This is a genomic window from Thalassolituus marinus, assembly GCF_020320395.1.
GTDB lineage: Bacteria > Pseudomonadota > Gammaproteobacteria > Pseudomonadales > Oceanobacteraceae > Venatoribacter > Venatoribacter marinus.
Genome location: NZ_JAEDAH010000020.1, coordinates 168,536 through 195,099 on the forward strand (window position 1 = coordinate 168,536; position 26,564 = coordinate 195,099).

The 26,564-nt window shown below is 53.5% G+C and carries 18 protein-coding genes; 8 read left to right on the plus strand and 10 right to left on the minus strand.

The window, feature by feature from the left end; genetic code table 11:
- The first annotated feature begins 38 nt into the window (after positions 1 to 38).
- Positions 39 to 2,291, plus strand: a complete 2,253-nt coding sequence (locus tag I9W95_RS05090) for a DUF748 domain-containing protein (RefSeq protein WP_225672506.1) — start codon at positions 39 to 41, stop codon at positions 2,289 to 2,291.
- Positions 2,288 to 2,962: a hypothetical protein gene (locus I9W95_RS05095; RefSeq protein WP_225672508.1), complete on the plus strand. Its 675-nt coding sequence runs from the start codon at positions 2,288 to 2,290 to the stop codon at positions 2,960 to 2,962. Before I9W95_RS05090 ends, I9W95_RS05095 begins: the two co-directional genes overlap by 4 nt.
- Before the next feature lie 57 nt (positions 2,963 to 3,019).
- Here I9W95_RS05095 and I9W95_RS05100 read toward each other — a convergent pair whose 3' ends face one another.
- Complete coding sequence (locus I9W95_RS05100) at positions 3,020 to 7,945, minus strand: ATP-binding protein (RefSeq protein WP_225672510.1); 4,926 nt, start codon at positions 7,943 to 7,945, stop codon at positions 3,020 to 3,022.
- A 185-nt stretch (positions 7,946 to 8,130) separates the two neighbouring features.
- On the minus strand, positions 8,131 to 9,342 hold the full coding sequence (fabB, locus tag I9W95_RS05105; RefSeq protein ID WP_225672512.1) for a beta-ketoacyl-ACP synthase I: 1,212 nt from the start codon (positions 9,340 to 9,342) through the stop codon (positions 8,131 to 8,133).
- Positions 9,343 to 9,516: 174 nt separating this feature from the next.
- On the opposite strand from fabB, the gene I9W95_RS05110 reads away from it, so the two are divergent.
- A complete protein-coding gene (locus I9W95_RS05110; protein ID WP_225672515.1) occupies positions 9,517 to 9,768 on the plus strand; it encodes a hypothetical protein in 252 nt (83 codons plus the stop codon).
- On the opposite strand, the gene I9W95_RS05115 is transcribed toward I9W95_RS05110, so the two are convergent.
- From I9W95_RS05115 to I9W95_RS05130, 4 genes are all read right to left on the minus strand, one after another.
- Positions 9,769 to 10,554 (minus strand): phosphatase PAP2 family protein, encoded by a 786-nt coding sequence (locus I9W95_RS05115; RefSeq protein WP_225672517.1) that lies wholly within the window; start codon positions 10,552 to 10,554, stop codon positions 9,769 to 9,771.
- On the minus strand, positions 10,554 to 12,161 hold the full coding sequence (locus I9W95_RS05120; RefSeq protein WP_225672519.1) for an ArnT family glycosyltransferase: 1,608 nt from the start codon (positions 12,159 to 12,161) through the stop codon (positions 10,554 to 10,556). Before I9W95_RS05120 ends, I9W95_RS05115 begins: the two co-directional genes overlap by 1 nt.
- Complete coding sequence (locus I9W95_RS05125; protein ID WP_225672521.1) at positions 12,151 to 13,236, minus strand: glycosyltransferase family 2 protein; 1,086 nt, start codon at positions 13,234 to 13,236, stop codon at positions 12,151 to 12,153. The genes I9W95_RS05120 and I9W95_RS05125 overlap by 11 nt, the downstream gene beginning before the upstream one ends.
- Before the next feature lie 175 nt (positions 13,237 to 13,411).
- Complete coding sequence (locus tag I9W95_RS05130) at positions 13,412 to 14,338, minus strand: lysylphosphatidylglycerol synthase transmembrane domain-containing protein (protein ID WP_225672523.1); 927 nt, start codon at positions 14,336 to 14,338, stop codon at positions 13,412 to 13,414.
- A gap of 141 nt (positions 14,339 to 14,479) precedes the next feature.
- Between I9W95_RS05130 and waaC the strand changes: the two genes are divergently transcribed.
- Entirely contained in the window at positions 14,480 to 15,502 is a 1,023-nt protein-coding gene (waaC, locus tag I9W95_RS05135) for a lipopolysaccharide heptosyltransferase I (protein ID WP_225672525.1), read from the plus strand.
- A gap of 13 nt (positions 15,503 to 15,515) precedes the next feature.
- Here the strand turns inward: waaC and I9W95_RS05140 are convergent, their stop codons facing one another.
- From I9W95_RS05140 to I9W95_RS05150, 3 genes are all read right to left on the minus strand, one after another.
- The gene (locus I9W95_RS05140; RefSeq protein WP_225672527.1) at positions 15,516 to 17,396 is read right to left on the minus strand and encodes an MFS transporter; all 1,881 of its coding nucleotides are present in this window, start codon (positions 17,394 to 17,396) and stop codon (positions 15,516 to 15,518) included.
- Positions 17,397 to 17,422: 26 nt separating this feature from the next.
- A complete protein-coding gene (locus I9W95_RS05145) occupies positions 17,423 to 18,034 on the minus strand; it encodes a TetR/AcrR family transcriptional regulator (RefSeq protein WP_225672529.1) in 612 nt (203 codons plus the stop codon).
- An 82-nt stretch (positions 18,035 to 18,116) separates the two neighbouring features.
- A complete protein-coding gene (locus I9W95_RS05150) occupies positions 18,117 to 19,190 on the minus strand; it encodes an AraC family transcriptional regulator (protein ID WP_225672531.1) in 1,074 nt (357 codons plus the stop codon).
- A gap of 109 nt (positions 19,191 to 19,299) precedes the next feature.
- On the opposite strand from I9W95_RS05150, the gene I9W95_RS05155 reads away from it, so the two are divergent.
- From I9W95_RS05155 to I9W95_RS05165, 3 genes are read left to right on the plus strand one after another with little or no spacing between them, the layout of a single operon-like run.
- Complete coding sequence (locus I9W95_RS05155; RefSeq protein WP_225672533.1) at positions 19,300 to 20,961, plus strand: FAD-binding oxidoreductase; 1,662 nt, start codon at positions 19,300 to 19,302, stop codon at positions 20,959 to 20,961.
- 49 nt (positions 20,962 to 21,010) lie between these two features.
- Positions 21,011 to 22,606, plus strand: coding sequence for a glycerol-3-phosphate dehydrogenase/oxidase (locus tag I9W95_RS05160; RefSeq protein WP_225672535.1), 1,596 nt, complete (start codon positions 21,011 to 21,013; stop codon positions 22,604 to 22,606).
- Positions 22,607 to 22,619: 13 nt separating this feature from the next.
- On the plus strand, positions 22,620 to 24,179 hold the full coding sequence (locus tag I9W95_RS05165) for an FGGY-family carbohydrate kinase (RefSeq protein WP_225672537.1): 1,560 nt from the start codon (positions 22,620 to 22,622) through the stop codon (positions 24,177 to 24,179).
- On the opposite strand, the gene I9W95_RS05170 is transcribed toward I9W95_RS05165, so the two are convergent.
- Positions 24,180 to 25,409: an EAL and HDOD domain-containing protein gene (locus I9W95_RS05170; protein ID WP_225672539.1), complete on the minus strand. Its 1,230-nt coding sequence runs from the start codon at positions 25,407 to 25,409 to the stop codon at positions 24,180 to 24,182.
- 101 nt (positions 25,410 to 25,510) lie between these two features.
- Between I9W95_RS05170 and I9W95_RS05175 the strand changes: the two genes are divergently transcribed.
- Positions 25,511 to 26,461, plus strand: coding sequence for a chemotaxis protein CheV (locus I9W95_RS05175; protein ID WP_225672541.1), 951 nt, complete (start codon positions 25,511 to 25,513; stop codon positions 26,459 to 26,461).
- Positions 26,462 to 26,564: the final 103 nt, after the last annotated feature.

The window sequence follows — 26,564 nt, forward strand, 5'->3', positions numbered from 1 at the left end:
ATGAATCTGCAAAAACACCGGATATCAGGAAGTTTCTTATGATTACCGCTTTAAGGATCAGCCGCTGGCTAATGGTTAGTTTGCTGGTGCTGGTATTGCTCTCCTTGTTATTGCTGTACGCAGCTCCTGGCATTGGCCTGGCATTCGCGCGTCACTGGTACGCTCAGCAAGGCGAGGGTTACGAGCTGAGCGCAAGCGGTTGGTCTTTTGCTCCGTTTAACAGCGATTTCCGTCTGTCTGGTCTGGTACTGAAACATCCGGGCGTCGGCTCGGGTGAGAGTCGCATTAATGAGCTGCTATTCAGTGTGAATCCGTATGCACTGCTTGATCGTCGTATTGAGGTAGGTCGCGTACGGGTTGCGGGTGTTGCTGTTACGCCGCTGCTGGCTGAACACGAGGGGCGTCAGCAGCTGTCGATTGCCGGACTTGATATTCCACTGACTGCTGACGATAAAGCGCCCAGCCAGCCGCCACACCAGGCTGGCCAGGACAATGTGGCGGCAGAAAGTAGCCACGTCGTACCATGGCAGTTTGTTATCCGGAGCCTCGAGCTGGATAACCAGCAGCTGGGCTGGTCGGTTACATTGCCGGCCGCTGACAGCCGTGGTGAGCTTGAGCTTCAGACACTGCATCTGACGGACATTAACAGCGATAACCGCCCTGTGCAGGTGTCGGTTGCGCTGAGCGTACTGCAATCGGAACTGACCCTGGCGGCGCCAGAGGGCGGAGCCGAAACTTCGCTGAATCTTGGTGAGGCTGACAGCGATGCTCCACTGCAGATCACCCTGCAGGGCCAGCTGCTGGAGCCGCTGACGAATCCACAATGGCAAGGCGATCTGTTATTGAATGATCTGGCTCTGTCGACCAGCGCTAATCAAGGCATCAGCGTCAGACTGGCGGAACTTGTACTGCAGGGCATGGATGCAAATGCCAGCCAACAGGCTATAGAGCAGATAACACTGGCGGATCTGGCTGTTGAACAGGGTGGTCAGCCTTTAATGAACCTGAGCCAGTACCGTATCAATGGTGTCTCTTACCAGGATAACGATGTCAGTGTTGGGGATCAGTCGTATCAGGGACTTGTGGTGCATACACCGGATCTGAATCCAGCGTCTGACAATCGCACAAAGGATGAGTCTGCCGGTAAATCGGTAGCGAGCAAGGTGCAGGAAGGAAACACGCCAGAAGGGAGCGATATTCAACCTCAGACAGAAGCGATCGATAGCTCTGACAGCAGTGCAGAAAGCGTTCGTCAGGTGCTGGCGTTCGTGTTGTCAGGTTTGCATCAGGGCGAGCAGACCGGGGAAATTCTGATGAGTGACAGCAGTGTAACGCCGCCGATGACGGCGACACTGACGCTGCATGAGGTCGATGTGGGGGCGCTGGACGGTCAGCTTGAGCAAAACCTTCAGTTGAATAAACCCATCAGCCTGCACCTGCTGGCGGGTCTGGATAGTTATAACCGTATTGCGCTGGATGGTGACCTGTCATTGTTTGAGCGTGATGGGCAGTTGTTCCCGCAGGGGCAGGTTCAGGCCAGTATCAGCCAGCTGGATCTGGTGCAGTTTAACGGTTATCTGGGCAAGGCCATGGGCTATCACGTTGAACGTGGCATGCTGAATCTGGAGGCAGATATCCGCTTCGATCAGGCGAAACTCAGTGGTGAAGTAAAAATCCTGCTGCGTAATGCCCGCTTTGTGCCAGCGGATGACGCTGCGATTGAGCGTCTGAGTAAACAGATTTCTATGCCGGTGGATACCGCGCTGGATCTGTTACGTGATGATAATGGCAACGTTCGTCTTACGATTCCGTTGTCTGGTGATCTCAGTGATCCGAATGTCGGACTGGAAGATCTGACACGCCAGCTGAGCAAGCTGGCATTGCGTCAGGGCGCTATGTACTACCTGCGCCAGAGCCTGCAGCCTTACACGACCATGTTGACGGTGGCGAGCTACGCCGGTGATTACCTGTTTGCTATTCGTCTGGACGATCTGGTTTTTGCGGCTCAATCGTCCGAACTGACAGAGGAGCATGCAGCCCACCTGCAGAAAGTTGCAGAGATTATGCAGGGCAAAACCCGTCTCGAGTTGCAGGTGTGTCCGTTTGTCAGCAAGGCAGAAGCAACTCAGCAGGGCGATAACTGGCCGCAGCTGGCAAAAGCCCGTGGCGCGGCAGTGAAGGCCTGGCTGGCCGCCATCAATGATGAGCAGGGTAACTCGCTGGCACAGCGGGTATCTCTGTGCAAACCACAGCAGGGCGACACGGGTAGTGTGGTGTTGGGGGTTGAATGAGAAACTTTATCAGAAGTTACTTACTTTGTTTGATGCCACTGATTGGTATGCCTGCAGGTGCAGATGAACTGTCAGACCAACAGCGATATCTGCCACATGACACTGTGCTGGGTTTCAAACTTCTGGATACTCCGCTGAGTACTATTATGGACGAGCTGAGGGTTCCATTTTCTGGTGTTGAAGATGCGCATCATGAGATATCTGGTGTGTGTGTAACCAACTCAGAGCGATCTCAGTCCATTCATTTTCTGACAGGTGTCATTCACGATTACGATAATCTGTACGGCTATCAGATTTCATCTGACGTAAGCAACGATTGTTTGCAATCGGATCGCTTGCCAGAACCAATTATGGACGGAGCAGGTTTTACAATTGGAAAGCGTCGTACAGAAGTATTTCAGCAACTGGGCGATGCAACCGGACCTTGCACATCATCATGCGAATGGAAACTGAATTTCTCCATAGCCTGGCCAGAGCCGGTTATTTCACAACACACATTCGAACGAAATGGAAAGCAGGTAACGGCCGAGCGTATCAATCGAGGCTCGTATCACCTTGTTTTAATCAGAGGTGAATTTGAAAATGAGCAGCTTGTGGATTTCCGCTTGGTTAATTATGCGGAAGGAGATTCATCCGTAAGCTTTGTCGAGCATTGGGTTCTCAAAAACTGAAAAAGCCGCATTACGCGGCTTTTTCAGTTTTTACAGCAGCCTGCTTTCAATCTGTCATCAGGCTGCGTTTTCCGCCGAGTTTACCGGCTTCACCACAAACAACAGGTCGCCCTGGTTAACCTGCTGGCCATCGCTGTTCATGATTCGGGTGACCTTGAACTTCTGGTCAGCCGGATACAGCTCTGCACCTGCACGATTAAATTGTTTAAGGCTCAGTGGGGTAAACATCTTCATCGCTTCCATCAGACACAGAGTCTGGTCGATGCTGATGACGTCACCTTCTTTCACATAAGCAGGTTCGCTTGGTGATGATGAACCGTAGAAGATGCTGGTGGACGGTGACAGAACTTTCAGTTCGTCAGAGCCTTCGATCTTCAGCGCATCGGCATCCACGGCGTTGGCAGCCATGTCTGCGGCTTCTTCGATATCGGTAATCAATGCATCCACATCGATACGGTCGAGGAATTGCGGCAGATAGGTGGTGTCGTAGATACCATCCTGGAAGACTTTATCATCCAGTACGCGCTTGAGCAGCGGAATATTGGTGCAGACGCCGGTAATACGTACACGTTCCAGGTATTCACGCAGTTTGGCGATGGTATCGTTACGGTCTTTGCCGTAGCAGATGATCTGTACCACCATGCTGTCGTAGAACGGAGACACCTGTTTGCCCGGTGCCGCCATGGCAATCAGCTGGATGTAATCTTCTTCCGGCAGGACGCAATCGCGAATCAGGCCCGGTGTCGGAACGAACTCAACGTCGTCACCTTTGCGCACCGCTTTTTCGGCGTTCACACGCACTTCAATAGCGTAGCCGTTGGATACCGGTTTCAGGTCGTCGATGGCCTCGCCTTCAGCGATCTTAAACTGGGTGCTGACGATATCGATGCCGGACACCAGTTCAGTAACCGGGTGCTCTACCTGCAGACGGGTGTTCATTTCCATGAAGTAAATGGTGTTGGCGTCCAGGTCGAAAATAAATTCAACCGTACCAGCGCCCACATACTTAACCGCATCAGCCAGTTTGGCAGCAAAGTCGTACGCAGCCTGTTCCAGTTCTCGCGGCAGCATGGTGGAACCGGATTCTTCAAAGATTTTCTGGTTATTACGCTGTACCGAACAGTCGCGCAGACCCAGGATCTTGGTGTTGCCATGGCTGTCGCGCAGTACCTGAACTTCGATGTGACGCAGAGAGGTCACATATTTTTCCAGGTACACGTCACCATTACCGAACGCAGCTTTGGCTTCGGTGGAAATCTGGTGGAACAGGGCATGAATCTTATCGGCGGATTCAACTACCTGAATACCTTTACCACCGCCACCGTGAACCGCTTTCAGCAGTACCGGGTAGCCGATTTCATCGGCAACGGCAGCAGCATTAGCCGAGCTGGTCAGAATGCCGTGAGAACCCGGTACAACCGGTACTTCAACACGCATTGCGGTGTTAATCGCATTCGATTTGTTGCCCATGGTTTCCATGGCAGATACCGGTGGGCCAACAAAGTTAATGTCGTGGTTGCCACACAGCGCCGCAAACTGACTGCTTTCCGACAGGAAGCCGATACCCGGGTGCAGGGCGTCCACGCCTTCATGGTGAGCGATACGCAGCACAGACTTCGCATTCAGGTAGCTTTCGTCCGGGGTATTACCACCGATACATACCACGCGGTCTTCTGGTCCGAGCATGTCCACCGGCACGGAATCCATATCCGGGTCTGACTGGATCAGCACCACTTTAATATCGTTTTCCTGCGCCTTACGGATCAGTTTCACGGCAGTACAGCCACGAGCGTGAACCAGAACCTTATCGATCTTGCCGTATTTCTTCAGCGCACTGGCATTGGCACCGGTATCCGGGGCCAGACGTTCCGCAGTGATATAACCCTGCAGTACGCGATCAAGAACGTCGTCAACCGTGTGACGGGCAACCGGCATGTCCGGGTCGATGGCACGCAGACGTTCATCCAGATCATCGAAGAACGGGTGGCTGACCAGACCGTCCATGGATTTCGGTGATACCGACAGATAGTTGGACAGTGTGCAGGTGCTTGGCAGATAGCTGGGTACCACAATCTGGCCGGCGAACGGCATGTTGGTGCCCGAGAAGTAGTAGGTCTGTGCCAGTGGGTGAGTCACGAAGGACGCTTGCGCACCACCGGTACAGTCACCAAAACCGAACACTACGATCGGCAGATCGTTATCACGCACAAAGCGGGTGATACGGTCGTTGACCACGGCCATCGAGAACAGTGCGGCAGCACCTTCTTTGGTCTGCATACCACCAGAGGATACGAAGGCCACAATCGGCAGATTCAGGCGCGCGCATTCCACCATCAGCTTGCAGAATTTCTCAGCCGAGGCCATGTCGAAGGCACCCGCCTGGAAGTCCAGATTGGATACGATGGCGCCAACCTGTTGCTCACGCTCACCAATACGGATGGTACCGATACCGGTAATCACACCGCACGGTTTGATGTCTTTTTTCAGTGCGCCTTCAATCGAGCTACGGAAACCCGGGAAGGCCACAGGGTCTGCGGACATCAGGCTGGCGTTGGTTTCTTCGAAGTCACTGAAGAAACGTTCGATGATGGCAGCGGCAGACGTTTTCTTCTGACGTTTGGTGTCATCCAGTACCTGCTGGATCAGCAGATCGTGGTAGGCCATGGTCAGACGGTTCCAGAAGTCTTTACGACGACCAATGGACACGGGGTTAATACGGCCGTTGTAGGACTTACCATCCTGTTCTGCTTCGTGATATTCCGGCAGCAACTTCTCAAAAATGAAGGTGATAACCACGAACAGAGTGTCGGACAGACGCGGGAACGCCAGCTTCTTCCATTCTTCAACGGATTTGAGGAAGTCACCACGCTGGCTGCTCTTGATGAAGTAGCTCAGCCAGTGATCGAAGGATTCACGTTCCTGCGGCGTGTAGCTGTCGCCATCGGTCGCTTCAGCGAGGGATTTCTCCAGCAGCTCTTTCAGCGATTCGCGTGACAGGGCACGGTCTTCGTTGGCTTCTTTGGCAACGTTCACCAGATTGTTGATGAAGTTGTCGTACAGCTGACCGAACACCAGCATGTTCTGGCATACCTGAGTGAACTCATAGCGCAGCTCATCGTGCAGGATAGCATCAAGGATAGTGATATCCGGGTGCGCCGGGTTCTGGATGTTTTCCTGACGGAACTGAATGTAAGGCGCCAGTGCTTCTTCCAGAATACGACGGTTCGCTTCTACCTTACTGCTGGCCAGGCTGTTGGCCAGAGCTTCAGTACGGGTAGACAGTTTCAGTTCGGCGCGAATGCTCTCAGGGATGAGTTCATCCTTAAGAATTGTGTTCAGCGCGGTAGCCAGCGACTGTTTCAGTGCACCTTTGGCTTTTTCTGCTGCCAGACCCTGTGTCAGTTCCTGACGGGTTTCGTGTGGCAGTTGCTCGCGGATCCAGGCGGCCAGCGGATGCGGATTCTTTTCGACAAACTCAGCCACGGCAATGGCATCGAGAATATCGTTGGCACGCAGCAGGAAGCGGCTCTGTTTGTAATCTTCGAGGTAGGCCAGCAGGCCTTCGAAGTTGATGCTGGCATCAGACTTCCAGCGGTTAAACAGATACAGGCCAAGGTTGAAGCACAGTTCCTGCTTGGCTTTCAGATAGTTGTTCTTGGGTTCACCAAAGAACAGACGGGCAATAGTGCCACGGCTCTCATCGCGGTCTTCGTATTTTGACCAGAAGTTTTTCCAGCTTTTATGCAGAGTATCGTCATAGACGATTTTTTCCGGGGCCTGCAGCCAGTTCTGGAATTTGCGTTTGGATTCACGCTGCAGGCGTTCCTGCAGCTGGCCTTCCGGTACCTCTTTCTCTGCCAGACGGCCGTAGTTCTCCAGTGTGGTGGAGTGAATACGGCGACGCAGGGTCAGATAGCGGGTATAGCGATAGGTCAGACCGAACAGGTTAATGTGCTCGGTGGGTGTTTCTGCCAGATAGAAGTTGGAACCTTTTTCCAGATTGGCCAGCTTTTCAGAAGGCTGCAGGAAACGGTTAACACTGCGGCTGTAATGGTCCATCAGATACGGGTTCTGACGGGCGAACTCTGCCGCGCTGGCTTCAATCGTCTGAATACCTGTAACAATGGCCTGATGCAGGTTGTAGCGTTTTTCGTCCGGGTCAGTCGGGGCGTAATCAATGATGCCATCGATGATACCGGCCTGACGCAGCTCGAATCCGGATACACCCACATACTTGGCACATTCCTGCCATGACAGGTTGTACTTGCGTGCGATAGACGCCAGACCCTGTGGCTGAATGGTATTGAAAATACCGTCGCGCACGCTCAGCAGAATATTGGTGGTGGCAAGAGGAATCGCGCCGCCGGAGTAACCTGCGCCCCAGATGATGCCTAGCGTTGGCACATCATTGTTGGCCATTTCGGTAATCAGGTGGGAGATGCTGTGTGCCTGGTTGCCAGCATTGGCAATTTCGCCAGCGTCAGCTCCGGGGGTGTCGATAAAGGTAATAATCGGCATCGCACGACGGGCGTAGGCGCGGGCAACCTGAGCCGCACGGTTGTGATGCTGAGGCCCCCAGGCACCATTGGCGTGCTCACGGTTCTGGCAAACGAAACCGACGCGGCGGATCTGACCGCCAAAATCCATATCGGCTTCGGCGCAATACAGCGGGCCATCTTCTGTTTCAGTGATGGTACGCAGCACCAGATGCTGAACCATCGCTTTGGCACCGGGACGTGAAGCACTTTCGCTTGGCGTGACAACCTGTTCAATGTAGTTATCGATGTTGAGTGCGCGCAGACGCTCCAGCTCAGAATCACAACGCTCCGGGCTGATCAGACCGCGCACGTTGTGCTCGACCTGATTATCTTCGTATTCAGGGAAAAGCGAGAAGTCAGCAGACAGCTGCTCCGCTTTGAGGAACAGTTCATCAACGGTACGTTCCGCTGCGTTCTGCACCTGCTTAGTAGTCTGTTCTTTCATATTGTTATTCCGTGTCGTGCTGTTTCCGGGTGGCTGGCCTGTGTCGGATGTCTCTTAACCAGCCGCTGAGCTGAGCTCAGACCGGCGCACGGTCTGTAAATACAGAACAGGCGCGCTAGTAAACCGCAAAAACTCTTTCTTGAATATCATTAATATCCAGCAAATGTGACCCAGTATGTCATTTTTCAGAGAGACTGAAAAATCAGGGTCGCATTGGTTCCACCGAAGCCGAAACTGTTGGACATCACTGTCTTAAGTTCAGCTTCACGATTGCTGGTGACGATTGGGAATGCTTTGGCGCCTTCATCCATTTCTGTGATGTTGGCACTACCCGTAATGAATCCATTCTGCTGCATCAGCAGCGCATAAATTGCTTCCTGCACACCGGCTGCACCCAGAGAGTGGCCAGTCAGTGATTTTGTAGAGCTGATTGGTGGGATTTTGTCGCCAAAGGCTTCACCAACTGCTTTCAATTCGGTGATATCACCCGCTGGCGTACTGGTGCCATGGGTGTTCAGGTAATCAATGGTCGGGTTGCCGGCCATGGCCAGTGCATCCTGCATACAGCGCACAGCACCTTCGCCAGATGGCGCTACCATGTCAGCACCATCGGATGTTGCAGAATAACCGATCACTTCGGCATAGATGGTTGCGCCACGAGCAACCGCATGTTCGTATTCTTCCAGCACCAGCATGCCGCCACCGCCGGCAATGACGAAACCATCGCGGTTAGCATCATAGGCACGGGAAGCGGTTTCTGGTGCGTCGTTGTACTTGCTGGACAGTGCGCCCATGGCGTCGAACTGCATAGACAGAGACCAGTGCTCTTCTTCGCCGCCACCGGCAAAGACGATGTCCTGCTTGCCCCACTGAATCAGTTCCATCGCATGGCCGATACAGTGTGCGCTGGTCGCGCAGGCAGATGTCATGGAGTAGTTAACACCTTTAATAGAGAAGGGCGTCGCCAGGTTAGCGGATACCGCTGAACCCATAGTTCGGGTTACACGGTATGGGCCCACTTTGCGGATGCCTTTTTCTCTCAGGATGTCCGCAGCCTCAACAAGATCAGAGGATGCTGCGCCGCCGGAACCGGCAACCAGACCGGTACGAGGGTTGCTGACCATTTCAGCGGTCAGGCCGGAGTCTTCGATGGCTTCTTTCATAGACAGGTAGGCGTAGGCCGCAGAGTCGCCCATAAAACGCTTCAGTTTGCGATCAATGGCTTCGTCCAGGTCGATTTGTGGCTTGCCGGCTATATGGCTACGCATTCCCAGCTCTTCATACTCTGGCATAAAGCGAATGCCTGAGCGCTGAGCCTTGAGAGAGTCCAGCACTTCTGCCTTGTTGTTACCCAGACAGCTTACGATTCCGATACCTGTTACCACTACACGACGCATATTGTTTTTACTCTATATCCGATGACACTTTGAAGATGAGCAGCCTATGACAGAAATATTGAGGTAATATTTCAATCCTTTCCGCGCCGACCACTATATAGCAGGCGTAGAAAAGTCATAAAGAAAAATATTATTGACTAATAGTTTGAAATAAGACTTCAAAAGGTTCAATTAGTGATGACAGATCAAGACGTTCGCTGGCACAGAGCACAGGAGCTGTTACTCGAGAATGCACTCGATGTAGCAACAATGGCTGCTTGTCTTGGGCAGGACGAAAAGCGACTTGAGGCCATGATTGGCGTGAAACCAACCCGGAAAATGCCCGATAGTGTGGCTGAACTGATGGAGCAGACCTTTTCCAAGCCCAAAGGCTGGATGGATCAGGCGGATGATGGGGGTATTACTTTCGATCTGTTCGGCGGCTGATTACTCAGCCCCGGATACAGAATTGGCCTGAAATGTCATGCGTAGCAACGGCAGCCAGACCCGAACGGCGGCTGTCAGTAGCGCAGAAACGGCTGCAATCAGTGCCAGCAGGTCGGTGTGAGGATAGCCATCTTCATGCCAGATCAGTGCTGCCGAAGCCAGTGTCAGCAGAAACACAGTAAACAGCTTCATACCGTGCCCACGCAGCCAGCGGAAGCGGGTTGTAAGGTACACGCAGAACACGGCGGTCAGCATACCTGCAGCGCTGCCTACCAGAATGTCCAGTGGCCAGTGTGCGCCAACCATCGCCCGGCTAAGGGCCGCCGCAGCACCAATCAGTAACATCAGCCAGGCCGTTGTCCTGCGCGGAATATTCAGAAACAGCAGGGCAGCACAGCTCATCGCGGTAAAGGAATGTCCGGACGGGAAACTATGGTTTTTCAGCACCTGGCCAATGATATAGAAGCTGTCACGATCCAGTACGGCAGCGGGGCGCAGAACGTCCAGTCCTTGTTTAAAGCCATGTACCAGCAGCCCGCCCAGCAGCAATAGCAGCAGCGCCTGATTAAACATAATCGGGCGGAAACTGGCAGCAATCAGAAGAACGGCAACCGCAAATAAGGTGTCTGCGACCAGTGTCAGATTGCTCCACAGTGCATCCGGCAGGGCATGGCCAGCATGATTCAGTACCAGAAACATTGACTGATTCCAGCCGCTCAGCCAGATAGTAACGGCCGCCGCCAGCAGGGCGGTGGCCAGAAGTGTCAGAGTGGCAGGGCGTTGCATCAGTGCTGCTCCGCTGCGGCAGAGGCGCTGCTGGTTCCGTCTGTCCGGCGGACAATCTGGATCGGACCAGACTGGAACAGAACCTGGTACTGAATACCCAGGCGCTCTTCATCCTTTGCCAGACGATCTTCGCGACCAAAGCCAACTTCGCCAGGGTTCAGGCGTCGGCGTTCAGTAACCTTGTCGAGGTACACGTTAAAGCTCGGCATATCGATCGACTGGGTATACACAGGTTCATTCAGCGTGCGTGCAAATTGTGCAGCTTCCCATACTGGACGCTGCTGAGACTCACTGAAGGCCGGAATGAATAGGAACCAGACAAACAGTGCCTGAATGGCACCAACCAGAATCAGTGAAAACCAGGGACTGAAGCGCTTCCACAGAATCAGTGCGGCACTGATAAGCGCAGCCACTGCTGCCAGAATGCTGAAATCCTGATTGAAAAACTGTGCAGCGCGTTGGGCTACGGCAATTTCAATCGGGTTGGTCAGGCGCTGCTCGGCCAGCGGCAATAGCAGGGGAAATGCGATCATCACTGCGAACAGTATCAGTGGAAATACCAGCGCCAGCAGGCGGCTGTGCAGCCAGTGACGATAGCGTGCCATCAGAATGACCAGCGGGGTACAGCCATACAGAATGTAATGCGGCAGCTTGGTGCTGGCGAGACTGAACAGAATCAGAACCACCAGGAACCAGATCCATAGCCAGGCATCCAGAGCGTCTTTGCCAGGCTTCAGGTTTCTGATGGATGGCAGAATGCGAAACAGCAATCCGCCAAATGGCGCCAGTACAAATGGCAGAACCAGCGGGTAAAAGAGGAAGCCGCCATCGTGTCCTTCCATCGCGTTGTTGAAACGATTGACGTTGTGCTTGAGGAAGAAACCATCAATAAACGCCTGGCCCTGTGCCATGTACTCAGCGATGTACCAGGGGGCTGCGATCACAATAAACAGAATCCAGCCCGGTACGAAGAAAATGGCACGCAGGAATTCTGTACGCAGCCCGTGGCTTAGGAAAAACAGAGCAGACACCATCAGCGGAATGGCAACTGCAACCGGCCCCTTGGTCAGTACGCCGAGTGCCATCAGGGCATATATTGCGTACAGAAGCTTATTGGACGGTGACTGGCTGTAGCCGTACATGATCAGCAGAGTGGTCGCCAGAATGGCATTCAGCAGGGCATCGGCGGTGGCCACGTGGGAAATCGTATTGATACCCAGAGCCGCTGCTGCCATCAGAGCCGCAACCGTCGCTGTAGCTTCGTTCAGGTAGCGCCGGCAAAACGCGAAAATAGCCAGTGACCAGCCCAGACCAGCCAGTGCTGATGGCAGACGGAATGCCCAGACTTCGGTGCCAAACAGCGAGATGGATGCGGCCTGCAGCCAGTAAATCAGAATCGGTTTGTCGAAGCGGACACGGTCGTTTAACCAGGTGGTGATAAAGTCGCCACGCTCAAACATGCCGCGAGTAGCCTCGCTGAAAGCGCCTTCATCGTGGTCGAACAGCAGAAAACCATTGAGGTTAAGAAAGAAAAAGGCGACCAGAGTCGCCAGCAGCCAGCCGGGCATGTTCAGGCCCGGCACTCGCATTTGCAGATTAACTGGCATGGTCGGCTGGTTCGTCCTTGTGGGACTGGGCTGAAGCAGCTGTTTTACCGGTTTCGGTATTCCAGCCAGCTTCCACTTCTGGTTCAGACGTGGCTTCGGACGGACGATAAATCACGTATTGCTGACGCTGAGACGACTCGAAATAGGTGCGTGAGATCAACTCAGACAGTACGCCGGTGGTCAGGAACTGCAGGGCAGCAATGACCATCACCACGGCGATCAGGAACAGCGGACGGCTGCCGATATCATCGCCGAGGATGAATTTGCAAAACGCCAGATAGGTCAGCAGCAGACCACCCACAGAACCCAGACCCAGACCGATGGAGCCAAAGAAGTGACCCGGACGGGCGCGGTAGCGCATGAAGAAGTATACCGACAACAGGTCGAGGATCACGCGGAAGGTGCGGGAAATACCGTACTTGGACTCACCAGCAACGCGGGCGTTGTGGGATACAACGATTTCACCGATACGGCTTGGTGGCACAACGGCAGCTACCCATGCCGGAATAAAGCGGTGCATTTCGCCGTACAGGCGAACCTGCTTAATCACAGATGCCTTGTAGATTTTCAGTGAGCAGCCGTAGTCGTTAATGCGTACGCCGGTGATCTTACCGATCAGACGGTTAGCAATGCGGGACGGAATCTTACGCAGGATCAGATCGTCCTTACGGTTTTTACGCCAGCCGGTGAGCAGGTCCAGATCCTGTTCGATCAGGTGATCGACCATGCGCGGGATATCCGCCGGATCGTTCTGCAGGTCGCCATCCAGGGTGGCGATCAGGTAGCCGCGCGCTTCATCAATACCGGCCTGCATGGCCGCTGTCTGACCGAAGTTACGACGCAGTTCTACCACGCGTACGTGTGAACCGTATTTTTCAGATTCTTTATGCAGAGCTTTGGGGGTACCGTCCGTACTGCCGTCATCGACGACCAGCAGTTCCCAGTCACCGTCATATTCCGCCAGGCCTTCGTGCACGCGGGCAACCATTGGCTCAACGTTTTCGATCTCGTTGTACATCGGAATCACGATGGACAGTGACGGTTTACGTGCTTGGTTTGTGTTTGACTCAGTCAAGGTCGGTACCACTCTTATCTGTATAACGCCCGGAACCACATAGCCGGACTTTCACCCGGCTAAGATGGCCGGACTTTAAAAAAGAACCGCGATCATACCCAAATGTTGGGGTCAGTAAAATAACGTAGGCCCGCGGTATGTGCCGGGACATGCAACAGTGCGTTGCCTGTCCGGCTTATTTGTTTGCCCGGGCTTTGGCCAGATGCCGGGTGGCAACAGTAATCAGTGCGGTCAGTAGCAGTGTCGTGCCGAGCACAAACAGATGCAGGTTTACCGCTGCCGCCAGTGCGTCCCGGCTATCAACGCCCCAGGGCAGCAGGCCTGCCAGAATACCGGCTTCGTAGGTGCCGGCACCGGCGACGCCGTGAATTGGCAGCACGCTGCTCAGTTCACCGGTGGTGGCACCCATCCAGCTTTGCATAAACGGAATCGGCAGAAACTGCGCCAGCAGCCAGGCATAGACACCAACCTTCAGGGTCCAGTTCACCAGTGTCCAGAACAGCGCCCGCACAAATGGCCAGGGTGAAGCCGGCAAGGCGTGCATCAGCTCTGCCGCTTTATTGGCCCAACCTTTATGGTGATTGCTGAGGAAGCGGTTCAGACCGTTTTGCAGGGGCAACACTGCCAGCGGGGCAATCGCCAGTAAGGCCATCAGGCCATAGCGCAGGGGTTCGCTCAGCGGCAACTGACCCTGTAGCGAAAATGCCGCCAGCAGCAGTAACGCGTAGAGATCCAGTAAGCGCAGCCATAGCAATGCCGGAGCACTGTGACGGTAAGGCAGGTCAAAGTATTGTTTCATTAACAGCGGGAAGGCGGTTTCGCCGCTGCGCATCGGCAGCATGTTGTTAAAGAAGTTGTGCAGTACGGTAATGCGGATCAGGCGAGGAAAGTGCCCGGCGCAGTTGGCATGAAAGAAATCGTAGAATCGCAGAGCTCGCAGCAGGTAGCTGGCCAGCATCAGTGCCAATGCCAGTGCCAGTGAGGACGGGGGGATGCTGCTCCAGCTTTGCAGAACGGCTGCCCAGCCGTAGCTGTCTTCAACCAGCCAGATCAATCCGATCAGCAGCGCAACGCTGACCCAGAATTTCCACGATTTCAGCACGTTCTTCTACCTTAACTTTTGAGGGCGGCATGGTTGCGCTGCATCACAGTAAAGTCAAGGCGGCGCGGGCTGGCTATTGAATCGATGAGGCAATCGGGTAAAGTGCCCGGTCTTTCGAGTTTCAGATGTGCTGGGGTGTGAGTGAAGGTCCTGCTGATTAAAACGTCTTCTCTGGGTGATGTGTTTCACACCCTGCCGGCGGTTGAAGATGCCTACCGGGCCATACCCGGGCTGCAGATCGACTGGGTCGTTGAAGAAGCATTCGCTGCGATTCCTGCCTGGCACCCGGCGGTTAATAAGGTCATTCCGGTGGCCTGGCGTCGCTGGCGTAAGAATCTGTTTAAGCGCGAAAACCGGGAAGAGTTAAAAGCATTCCGCCAGTCGCTGCGTGCGACGGAATACGATCTGGTTCTGGATGCTCAGGGCCTGATCAAAAGCGCTGTATTCACTCGTATGGCTAAGGGCCCGCGCTACGGTCTGGATAAAAACAGCTGCCGTGAACCGCTGGCGGCGCGTGCTTACCAGTTTCCGCAGGCGGTTGCCAAAGGCCAGCATGCTATCCCAAGAGTACGTCAGTTATTTGCCCAGGCGCTGGGCTATCAGGTTCCAGGTGATTATCTCAGTTATGGTGTTGATCGTACGCGCTGGACACGTCCGCAGGTGGAAGGGGATTACTGGGTGTTCCTGCACGGCACGACCTGGATTACCAAGTTGTGGCCGGAAGCCTACTGGCAGGAGCTGGCACAAAAAGTAACGGCGAATGGTCAAACAGTCTTTCTGCCCTGGGGTAATGACGAAGAGCATGAACGCGCACAGCGCATCGCTGCCAATATTAACGGCGCCGAAGTACTGCCGAAAATGGGTCTCAACGATCTGAATGCCTATCTGGCTTACGCTCAGGCGGTGGTAGGTGTTGATACCGGTCTGTCGCACGTTGTTGCCGCGCTGGAAGTGCCATCGATTGCGATTTATGGCGCGACGGATGCCACACTTACCGGTGTCCTTGGTCCTCAGGTTGAGGTGCTGGCCAGTCAATACAGCGACTGTGCGCCATGCTTGTCGAAAACCTGTCTGAAAAACGAGCCCGGCGACATTCAGCCGCCGTGTTACCGCGAAGTGTCGCCGCAGCGCGTATTTGATTCACTGCTCAGTCGCATTGGCTGAGCAGTCGCTATCTTTACGCCTTCTTCTGCAGCAGCGCGTTCACTTCGGTTTGCAGAACGTCTGCGCTGACGTTTTCCGGAGCAATCATCTGTCCCAGTTTAATGGTCACCTTCGACCAGAAACGACGTGGTGTTTTGGTTAATGCCAGGCCGTCCTTATGGCTGAAAAAACTGCCCCATAAGCCACTCAGAGCCATAGGAATAACAGGTACTGGCGTCTCTTCTATAATGCGTTCAATGCCGCGTCGGAAGGTGTCGGTTTCACCAGTCTTAGTCAGTTTTCCTTCCGGGAAAATACACACCACCTGACCATCGTTCAGTTCTTCACGAATGCGTTTAAAGGCATTTTCATAAACCGCTTCGTCAGCCTTTGGTGAACAGATCGGAATGGTTTTGGCGTAACGGAAAAAGTATTTAATCAGTGGCATTTCTGAAATGGCTCTGTCCATTACAAAGCGCACCGGGCGGCGGCTGGCGCTGGCAATCAGCAGGGCATCGACATAACTGACGTGGTTGCAGACCAGAACCACCGGACCTTCTTCAGGAATTTTTCCGGTTTCTTCGTGGGTGACGCGGTACATGGTGTGGGTCAGCATCCAGATAAAGAAACGCAGGGCGAATTCCGGAACACGGCTGTAAACGTACAGTGCGACAACAATATTCATCAGGCCAATGACCAGAAAGTATTCTGCAATACTCAGCTTCAGAACAACCAGCATAAGAATGCCCACACCTGCACTGGCAACCATAAACAGCGCATTCAGCACGTTGTTGGCGGCAATAGTCTGAGCACGTGATTTTTCATCGCTGCGTTCCTGAATCAGAGCCTGTAGTGGGACTACAAATAAGCCGCCGGAAATACTGATAAAGGCAAGGTCAATCAGCATGCGCCAGTGATCCGGGTTACGAATAAACTCCATTGCGCTAAGACTCTGGCTGATGTCGAGTGACGTCAGAGAAAAATACAGATCAATTCCGAAAATGCTCATGCCCAGTGAGCCAATTGGCACAATGCCAAGCTCTACCCGGTGGCCGGACAGACGTTCACACAATAAGGAGCCCGCCGCGACGCCGACTGAAAATACGGTTAACAGCAAGGTGACGACTTGCGGGTTGCCACCCAGATAATCACGCGCCAGATTCGGGAATTGGGTCAGATAGCCTGCACCCAGAAACCAGAACCAGCTGATAGCCATAATCGACAGAAATACAGCGCGGTCTTTACGGGCGTTACGAATGGTATTAACGAGTTCGGTCAGGGGATTCCAGTTGATGGTCAGGTCGGCATTGCTGGCTTTAACCGCAGGAATCTGACGGCTCGATAAATAACCCGCTACGGCGAAAAAGACCACGCCAGTGGCAATCCAGTATTTAGCGGCGGCAAGATCAAACAGCAATCCAGCGCAAATTGTACCGGCCAGAATCGCCAGAAAAGTGCCCATTTCAACCAGCGCGTTGCCGCCAATAAGCTCGTCTTTACTCAGCTGTTGAGGCAGTAAAGAAAATTTAACCGGGCCGAACAGAGCGGATTGCAGCCCCATCAGAAACAGCAGCACCATCATCAGCATTATCTGATCTGTAACGATCGCTGCTGCGGCGACGAGCATAATGCCGACCTCCAGCAACTTAACGCCGCGTATTAATGCGGATTTTTCATATTTATCAGCTATCTGACCGGCGATCGGTGAAAACAGGAAAAATGGCAGGATAAACAAACCTGCAGCCAGATTGGTGTACAGGGCAGAATCTTCGGCGGCTGTAATCCCGCCAAAGGCGATCAGTAACAGCAGCGCATTTTTGTACAGGTTATCGTTAAACGCGCCCAGCGCCTGGGTAATAAAGTAGGGCAGAAATCGTCGTTGTTTCAGCAGTTCGAATTGGTTGTGCGAACTCATGCGGCGAACTCCATTGCAGTGATTATTTACTCTGCTTCCGTCCAGGAAGTCAGATAGTGGGTTAATAACGAGTTGATCAGTATTTCGCTGTCGTCAGCCATGCCGGCGGGTGAGAACAGCTTATTTTCCAGTGTTAACTGGCAGATGCCCTGAACCCCAGCCCACAGAACACGGGCAGCCTGCTGGCAGTCCTGAACTCGGGCATTGGGTTTCAGTTTCAGTAATTCCTGTTCCAGTAGCGTGAACAGAGCGGCAATTCGTTGCTCCTGCCACGCTGGAAGTGGTTCATCGTCAGCGAGGCGAAGTTCAAACAGCAAACGCCAGGCATTAGGGCGTTGGCGAGCAAAGGCCAGATAAGCGCTGGCGATGGCTTTAAGCCCGGATTTCTCCTCGTTGGCTGTGTGAATGGCAGTGTGCAGCGTCTGGTAAAGATCATCCAGCGTACGTGCGTTGGCCGCCAGTAACAGCAGGCTGAAGCTACCGAAATGGTTGATCAGGGTACCGGGTGAATAGCCAATATCGCGGGCGATGCTGCGCAGACTCAATTCGCTGGCAGGGGTACTTTCCAGGCAATCCAGTACCCGGCGGGTGGCCATGTCGGTCAGTTCTTCCGGGCTGTGATCGTTACGGCGTGCCATTCTGACTCCGTTGTTATTCTGAACGGTGTTCAATATAGGTTCTTAATGAACACTGTTCAATAACTTTCTTATCTTTCTTTGGTTATTCGTCCTTGTTGCGATACTCGCCCGGGGTCATGCCGGTCCAGGCTTTAAAGCGGCGATGGAAAGAGCGCGCTTCGCTGAATCCCAGTCGGGTCGCTATATCGTTTACCGGAATGCGGGTGTTGCGTAACCATTCTGTGGCGACTTCGCGACGCAGATCATCCAGCAGCTGCTGGTAGCCCGTGCCGGATTCCTGTAAGCGACGTTGCAGGGTTCGTTCAGTCATCCCCAGCTCCGAAGCCACTTTATCCCGTCGGGGCAGGCCGTCTTCCATCATGGTGCGTAGCAAGGCACGGGTTTGCATTACCACGGGATGGCGCTCCTGAATTTCTGCAATAACTGACGCCGCCTGTTTCTCCAGGGATGATAGCAATACCGGATCTGGCTGCCGCAGTGGGGTGTCGAGCACATCTTCAGAAAAAATCAGAGCGCTGCGATCGCAGCCAAATTCGAGAGGTGCCTGGAAAACTTCTTCGTAGGTTTTCAGTAGCTCAGCGGGTGGACGTGGACGTTCGAACAGCACGCGTTCCGGTTTACCGTCCTGCATATCCGCCAGCCAGCGGGCAAACAGCAGCCAGCTACCCAGCACGTTATCAATCATATGAGGTCGTACCATGGGGTCGTCGTACTGGCAGACCCAGCGCATGGCGAGATGAGGGCCGTATTTCTCAATTTTGGTGATGCCCATATCACCAACAATGGCTTCGTACATCGGTGTTATGTGCAGCGCTTCCCGTGCAATACGGCAGTTCATGGCCATATAGCCGACCAGACTATAGGAGCCCGGCTGAACGTAGCGGGAGCTTTTCAGGCCGAATAATGGATCACGGGTGTGTTCTATCAGCCAGCGAATAAGGGTCTGGAATGCACGGCCATGGGTACGGCTGACGCTGTTATCAATGATGCCTTCCGGAATCTCGGCGGCTTTCAGCGCGTCGGTCGGATCTATGCCGTAGTCCTGCGCAGCGCGGAGATACTGACGGATCGCAGCAGCGGAGGCGGTACCGAGTAAATGCTTTTCTGTCATGCGTTTTTCATCATTCTTGTTATCGTCAGATTGGCAGGCACTCATGGCTGAATTTGCTACGTTACTGTCTCAATCAGTCAGTGCGAATTAACAGGCTTCGCGCTATCTTAGCGTTCTTATTCTACAGGGTTCAACGAACATTAAGGGGACATGAATGGCACGTCGCTGGAATGGCTGGGGTGATGATAGTTATATCAAAGAAGTACCAGAGCATGGGGAGCGTCTGATCCGTTCGGTTATCGGTGAAACCAAAGCATTGAAAGATGCTTCACTGGAGTCCGTTATGGCTCAGGTTCCGGAGTCCCGTCTGCCGCAGCATCCGTTGGTGGTGACTGCTGCGGAAGATCGTGTTCGTCACGCCCGTGGTCAGAGCTTTCCGGATTGGCTGGCGATGCGCAGTGGGAAATTCGGGGTTTTCCCTGACGGGGTTGCCTATCCGGAAACCAGTTCTCAGGTACGTGAGCTGCTGGATTACGCCGTCAAGCACGACGTTAATGTAATCCCCTACGGTGGCGGTACTTCGGTAGCTGGTCATATTACTCCGCAGGCCAGTGCCCGTCCGATTCTGACGATGGACCTGGGTCGCATGAACCAGCTGATGGATCTGAACGAAGAGAGTCAGATCGCAACCTTTGGCGCCGGTACGCCAGGACCATTGGTGGAATCTCAGCTGCGCGCGCGCGGTTATACGCTTGGACATTTTCCGCAGTCGTGGGAATTATCGACCGTTGGCGGCTGGATTGCGTCACGTTCAAGCGGTCAGCAGTCGCTGCGCTATGGTCGCATCGAGCAAATGTTTGCTGGTGGACGCATGGAAACCCTGCAAGGCACTCTCGATATTCCAACCATCCCGGCTTCATCTGCCGGTCCGGATATCCGTGAAGTTACGATGGGTAGTGAAGGTCGCTTTGGCATTTTTACCGAAGTGAAAGTACGCGTCTCTCGGGTAGCTGAAGAAGAGAAATTTTTTGTTGTCTTTATGCCTGACTGGGAGTCTGCGAAAACGGCTGTGCGTGAGCTGGTGCAGAATCGTGTGCCGATGTCGATGATGCGCGTCAGTAACGCCAAAGAGGCGCGTGCCCATTTGCATCTGGGCACTAAAGAAAGTCAGTTTAAATTGCTTGATCGTTACCTTCGCCTGATGGGCCTGAAAGACGAACGATGCATGCTGACCTTTGGTGTGACCGGCAGTAAATTTCAGAACAAAGCATCGCTGAAGCAAATCCGCAAAACTCTGAAAAAGCACGGCGGTGTGGGTGGCCCTCTGGCCAATATTATGGGCAGTATCTGGTCTCATGGACGTTTCAAATTCCCGTACCTGCGTGAAACCACCTGGGCTCGTGGCATTGCGGTCGACACGCTGGAAACGGCCACCGACTGGGATAACGTTGATCAGCTGATGAACGATATTGAAAGCGCACTGGAAACGGCTTTGCGCAGCGATAACGAAGACGTTATGGCTTTCACCCATTTGTCACACATGTATTCTCAGGGCTGCAGTATTTACACGACCTATTTTTTCCGTTGTGCAGAGGATTACGACGGTACGATGGAGCGCTGGCGTAAGCTGAAGCATAAGGCGTCCTCGGTCATTGCCTGTGGTCGTGCCACGATTTCGCATCAGCATGGTGTAGGTAAAGACCATGCTCCTTACCTGATGGCCGAGAAGGGCGTACTGGGTATGCGTATGATTAAAACGCTGGCTGATGATCTGGATCCTCAGGGTCGCCTGAATCCGGGAACTCTGCTGGAAGACAGCCAGCAGGCTGATGTGCTCGCCACACCAGTAAAAGGCAAAGCTGAAACTCAGCACTGAAAAAATTTATAACTACATTCTCACGATAAAAAACAGGAATACCGACGCTATGTGGCAGACAGCCGGAGCCCCGGGAGAGCGCGAAAAACGCTTAAACGAACTGAAGTCAGCGGGCAAACACTGGGATGTGATCATCGCAGGGGGCGGTATTACCGGTGCGGGCATTGCCCGGGAAGCGGCTCGCCGTGGCCTTAACGTACTGTTGCTGGAACGCCAGGATTTTGCTTGGGGTACCTCCAGTCGTTCATCAAAAATGGTGCATGGTGGACTGCGTTATATTGCTCAGGGTGATATCAAAACCACCATGCACTCAGTGCATGAGCGTGAGCGCCTGATGACCGAACTACCGGGGCTGGTCGATCGTATGGGCTATATGATGGCGCATTATAAGGGCGGTTTTCCCGGTCCTTTTGTCTTCAATACGTTATTGCGCGTTTACGATTTCTTTGCCGGAAAACGTTACCGTCAGTTTTTTCGTAAAGACGATTTCTCTTACCTTAGCCCATTGATCAACGAAGAAAATCTGATTGGTGGAACGCAGTTTGCTGATGCGGTCACAGATGACTCTCGTCTGGTTATGCGTGTGCTGCGCGAAGCGCAGAAAGATGGTGCAACCGTCATTAATTATGTCGGCGTTAAGAAACTGATTAAAACCGATGGGCGTGTAACCGGCGCCATGGTGGAAGATGTCATCAGTGGTGAGCAGATCAGCGTAAATGCCGATGTGGTAATTAATGCAACGGGTGCGTGGGCAGATGAGCTGCGCGGGCAAATGAACGCTGAAAAGAAAATTCGCCCGGCACGAGGAAGCCATGTCGTCGTTCCGTTCTGGCGTTTGCCGGTAGCGCAGTCGTTTACCGTACTGCACCCTGACGATAAACGTCCGATTTTTATTTTCCCCTGGGAAGGCCGTACGGTTATTGGCACCACGGATATCGACAATAAAGGCATCGACAATACCGAAGCAAGCATGACCCGTGCAGAGCTGGACTATCTGCTGCGTGTTGCTCAGTATCAGTTTCCGGGCGCCGATATTGAAGAAAAAGACATCATTTCCAGCTGGGCTGGCGTACGCCCACTGGTGTCTTCCGGTGCGTTAAATCCTTCTAAAGAAAAACGCGATCACAGTGTCTGGGATGATGCAGGACTGGTCAGTGTCAGCGGCGGCAAGCTGACTACCTTCCGTTTAATTGCCCTGGATGTTCTGCAGGCTGCGCGTAAATACATCCGCAAGTATCCGGACGGCGAATTTTCTGCCCAGCTGTTCACGCCTGTTGCGGATGTGCCTGAGACGACGGCTGAGCTTCCGTCTTATTCCGACAAGCGTTTGCGTGGTCATTACGGAATGGACATGGCTGCGCTGCTGGACAAGGCGTCCGCCGATGAGCTTGACCTGGTACCAGGTTGCCGGACCTTGTGGGCAGAAGTGCGCTGGTCTGCGGCGGCAGAGTCGGTTGAACATCTGGATGATCTGATGTTGCGACGCACTCGCCTGGGACTGCTGCTGGAAGGTGGCGGTGAGAAGGTGATGGAGCGTATCCGCAATATTTGTCAGCAGGAGTTGGGCTGGAATGACGAGCGCTGGAATACCGAGTTACAGCGTTATCGCGCAATCTGGAAGGCTCACTACAGCATTCCTGCATAATTTCTGAGGCAGTATGTCAGATAAACCCTATCTGTTAAGTATCGACAACGGTACGCAAAGCGTCCGTGTACTGGTTTTTGATCGTCAGGGCAACGAGGTTGCCTGCAGTAAAGTAGAGATCGAACCTTATTTCTCTCAGCATCCGGGCTGGGCCGAGCAGCATGCTGATTATTACTGGCAACGTCTGTGCGAGGCCTTCAGTCGTCTGTGGCAGGGCGGTAAGGTAAAGCCGGAACAGATAGCAGGGCTGTCACTGACAACTCAGCGCTACACCATGATCAATCTGGACGACCAGTTTCGTCCTTTGCGTCCGGCCATTGTCTGGATGGATCAGCGTCAGGCGCGGGTTGAGAAACCGGTGGGTGGTCTGTGGGGTGTTCTGATCCGAACACTGGGATTGTCAGCGCTGATTCGTGATCTTCGTGCAAAAGCCCGCGATAACTGGCTTGAACAGTATGAGCCTGAGGTGTGGGATAAGACCCGTTATTACGTCAACCTGTCCGCCTGGCTGACCTGGTCTTTGACGGGTGAAATGAAAGATTCTACTGGCTCCATTGTTGGCTATCTGCCGTATGATTATCGCCGTCAGCAATGGGCGAAATCGTCGGATCTCAAGTGGAAACTGCTGAACTGTACCCGTGAAATGATGCCGGAACTGGTTAAGCCGGGTGAGCTGATTGGTCAGGTAACAGCGCAAGCTGCTGAGCTGACGGGGTTGCCACAAGGGCTGCCAATGATTGCAGCTGCGTCTGATAAAGCCTGTGAAGTACTGGGCTCGGGCAGTCTGAATCCCCATATTGCCTGTCTGAGTTACGGTACCACTGCAACCATCAATACCACCACGGAACGCTATACCGAGGTGATTCCGTTTATTCCTCCGTATTCCGCGGCTGTTCCCGGGCACTACAATACCGAGATCATGATTTATCGCGGCTTCTGGATGGTGAGCTGGTTTAAGGAGGAGCTGGCGCACAATGAGCAGCGCCTGGCAGCAGAGCGTGGCGTCGAGCCTGAGGCTTTGTTCGATGAGCTGGTGAATCAGGTCCCGCCGGGTTCCATGGGGTTGATGATGCAGCCGTACTGGTCGCCAGGTGTACGTCAGCCTGGTCCGGAGGGCAAAGGTGCGCTGATCGGTTTTGGTGATGTGCATAAACGAGCACATATCTACCGCGCCATTCTGGAAGGCCTGGCGTACGAACTGAGAATGGGCAAGGAACGTATCGAGAAACGCACAGGTAAGGCGCTGACTCGTTTGCGGGTGTCTGGTGGTGGCTCACGCAGTAATGCAGCAATGCAGCTGACCGCCGATATCTTCGGTATGCCGGCCGAACGCCCTCATACCTCGGAAACCTCTGGTCTGGGAGCCGCTATTAACTGTGCTGTTGGTCTTGGGGTTTATGCGGATTATCGTTCTGCGGTCGAGGCGATGACCCGGGTTGGCGATGTATTCGAACCGGACCCGGCCGCCGTTCGTCTCTACAATCGCCTGTATCGTGAGGTGTATCTGAAGATGTACCGTCGGCTGAAGCCTCTTTATCAGTCTATTCGCGATATTACCGGTTACCCTGGCTGATCAGGTTTCACTGATCAGCAAATCACGAGTCGTGTGAATGGCGCTCAGATAGCGCATTTCCAGATCGGTCGGTGTGATTTTCATGCCGGCCAGTACCGGCCAGTTAATGTCGTCCCATTTTGCCCGTTCCATTGCGATAACGGTGTCCAGAATCAAACCGTACCCACCCCGATGCTCCAGTAGTGCTTCTGTCAGGTAATCAGGCAAGTTCAGTTGCCGGCAAATACTGTCCAGCGGGTAGTCCAGAAAAGCGTCCAGCAGCGAAAACAAGCCCATGGTGAATGCGGTATCTTCATCAAGGTCAGGCCATGACAGTGTGATGCTCTTGCACAGGTATGCGCGGATTATGGCCTGCTCACGCAGAACAGATGGCTTATCTGCCAGTTGCCCCAGAGAAATAAGATTGGCCCAGGCCCGCAGGCGGTCGATTCCGACAATGACCACTGCCCGGGCAATGGAGGTCACTTCCCGTGGAAGACCAACCGCGGCGGAATTAACGATGCGCAGCAGTTTGTAACTGAGCTGCGGATCGGTTTGCATGATCGCTGTGATTTGCTCGACCTCTGAGTCCGGATCGTTCAGCGTGTGAAGGAGTTGTAACACGGCCAGCTGATTGTCGGGCAGGCACTTGCCGTAAACATCCGCAGGGCGGCTGAAAAAATAGCCCTGAAACAGTTCGCAGCCAGCCTCCAGGCATTGCTGGAATTCTTCCTGAGTCTCTACTTTTTCGGCCAGCCAGGTAAGCTCCGGTCGGCTGTAGCGATTGATAATGTCAGTTAAAGTGGCCAGCGATGGCAGTCGACGAATGTCTATTTTTACGATATCAGCCAGTTCAATGATGGCCGCCTGGGTCGGATCACCCTGATAGTCATCGAGCGCGACGGTATAGCCGTAACGCTTCAGCCGGCGAATTGCCTGTAAGTTATTGTCGGTTGGCTCGATGTATTCCAGTACCTCCGCGACCATATTCACGGTCGGCAGAATAGGGGGGTTGTGCAGCCAGTGCTCGGTGAAGTTGATAAAGACGGGCAGCCCTCCGGTTACTTCATCGATGCCGATGTCATTGAATGCACTGATCATGACGTTGCTGGTCGCTGAGTCTCCGTTCATTGCCTGCCAGCTGAGGGAATCCTCTGGCGCGGGCCTGCACAGCAACTCATAGCCAACGACCTGCAGCGATTTGTCCAGAATAGGTTGCCGGGCGAGCAGCAGTGATTCCTTGTTCGTCATATCAGTTCCAACCTCCGATTACTTGAGTGTAGACGGTATTTCCATGCGTTTTCGGAGTGCTTGACTACACTTGAGTAAAGATTGTTTTGGTGGAGCGTATTATGAGCGGGGTTCTCAGTAGTGTTGATGCCCGTACGAAGCTGGTCGGGCAGAACCGCCTTGAGTTATTACTCTTTCATTTAGGGGGTTCCCAGCACTTTGCGATCAACGTATTCAAGGTGCAGGAAGTCATGCGTATGCCGCAGCTGACCCGCATTCCGGATCGACACCCGGTTGTCCGCGGTGTCACGCATCTGCGTGGGCAGACGGTTCCTGTCGTGGATCTGCGACACGCTATTCAGATGGGGCCGCTGAAGGTTGACGAGCAGGATGCGACCATCATCGTTACGGAATACAACATGACGGTTCAGGCGTTTCTGGTGGGAGGCGTTGATCGAATTGTAAATATGAACTGGAGTGACATCCTGCCTCCGCCGGGTGGTGCTGGTCGCCAGCATTATCTGACAGCGATTACCCGCATCGACGATCGTATCGTCGAGATTATCGACGTAGAAAAAGTCCTGGCTGAAATTGCACCCTATCAGACAGCACTGGGTGAAGATGCCTACGACCGGGAGCTGCTGGAAGCTATTCGTGGTAAGGATATCCTGATTGTCGATGACTCCAGTGTGGCTATTGAGCAAATGAAAACCGTTCTGGGGCCAATGGGACTCAATATTGTCGTCGCTCACAATGGCCTGGAAGCCTACCAGTTGCTCATGCACTGGAAGGAAGAGGGGCGGGATGTAAACAGCAATCTGATGATGATCATCACCGATGCTGAAATGCCGGAAATGGATGGCTATATGCTCACGACTGAAATTCGTCGTGACCCAGAGTTAAAGAATACGTTTGTGATTCTGCATACGTCGTTGTCAGGTAACTTTAATAAGGCAATGGTGGAAAAGGTCGGTTGTAACGGCTTCCTGTCTAAATTTGCACCGGAAGCAATGGCTTCCGAGGTTCAGCGCCTGATGCGCGAAAAACTGGGGATGCCCCCGCGCAGCAGCTGATAAAAAAGCCGCCGAATGGCCACTGCTGTCCCACAGTTTTAAAGATATCTGTTTTCTATAAACGACTTTTAAATCTGCAATGCCTACTGCCTACCAGGGGAAC

Bases quoted from the DNA above. Each gene is read 5' to 3' on its own strand.
- fabB (WP_225672512.1), bottom strand. From the start codon at position 9,342: ATGCGTCGTGTAGTGGTAACAGGTATCGGAATCGTAAGCTGTCTGGGT.
- I9W95_RS05120 (WP_225672519.1), bottom strand. From the start codon at position 12,161: ATGCCAGTTAATCTGCAAATGCGAGTGCCGGGCCTGAACATGCCCGGC.
- I9W95_RS05090 (WP_225672506.1), top strand. From the start codon at position 39: ATGATTACCGCTTTAAGGATCAGCCGCTGGCTAATGGTTAGTTTGCTG.
- I9W95_RS05165 (WP_225672537.1), top strand. From the start codon at position 22,620: ATGTCAGATAAACCCTATCTGTTAAGTATCGACAACGGTACGCAAAGC.
- I9W95_RS05100 (WP_225672510.1), bottom strand. From the start codon at position 7,945: ATGAAAGAACAGACTACTAAGCAGGTGCAGAACGCAGCGGAACGTACC.
- I9W95_RS05160 (WP_225672535.1), top strand. From the start codon at position 21,011: ATGTGGCAGACAGCCGGAGCCCCGGGAGAGCGCGAAAAACGCTTAAAC.
- I9W95_RS05095 (WP_225672508.1), top strand. From the start codon at position 2,288: ATGAGAAACTTTATCAGAAGTTACTTACTTTGTTTGATGCCACTGATT.
- I9W95_RS05115 (WP_225672517.1), bottom strand. From the start codon at position 10,554: ATGCAACGCCCTGCCACTCTGACACTTCTGGCCACCGCCCTGCTGGCG.
- I9W95_RS05140 (WP_225672527.1), bottom strand. From the start codon at position 17,396: ATGAGTTCGCACAACCAATTCGAACTGCTGAAACAACGACGATTTCTG.
- I9W95_RS05145 (WP_225672529.1), bottom strand. From the start codon at position 18,034: ATGGCACGCCGTAACGATCACAGCCCGGAAGAACTGACCGACATGGCC.
- I9W95_RS05170 (WP_225672539.1), bottom strand. From the start codon at position 25,409: ATGACGAACAAGGAATCACTGCTGCTCGCCCGGCAACCTATTCTGGAC.
- I9W95_RS05155 (WP_225672533.1), top strand. From the start codon at position 19,300: ATGGCACGTCGCTGGAATGGCTGGGGTGATGATAGTTATATCAAAGAA.
- I9W95_RS05175 (WP_225672541.1), top strand. From the start codon at position 25,511: ATGAGCGGGGTTCTCAGTAGTGTTGATGCCCGTACGAAGCTGGTCGGG.
- I9W95_RS05150 (WP_225672531.1), bottom strand. From the start codon at position 19,190: ATGAGTGCCTGCCAATCTGACGATAACAAGAATGATGAAAAACGCATG.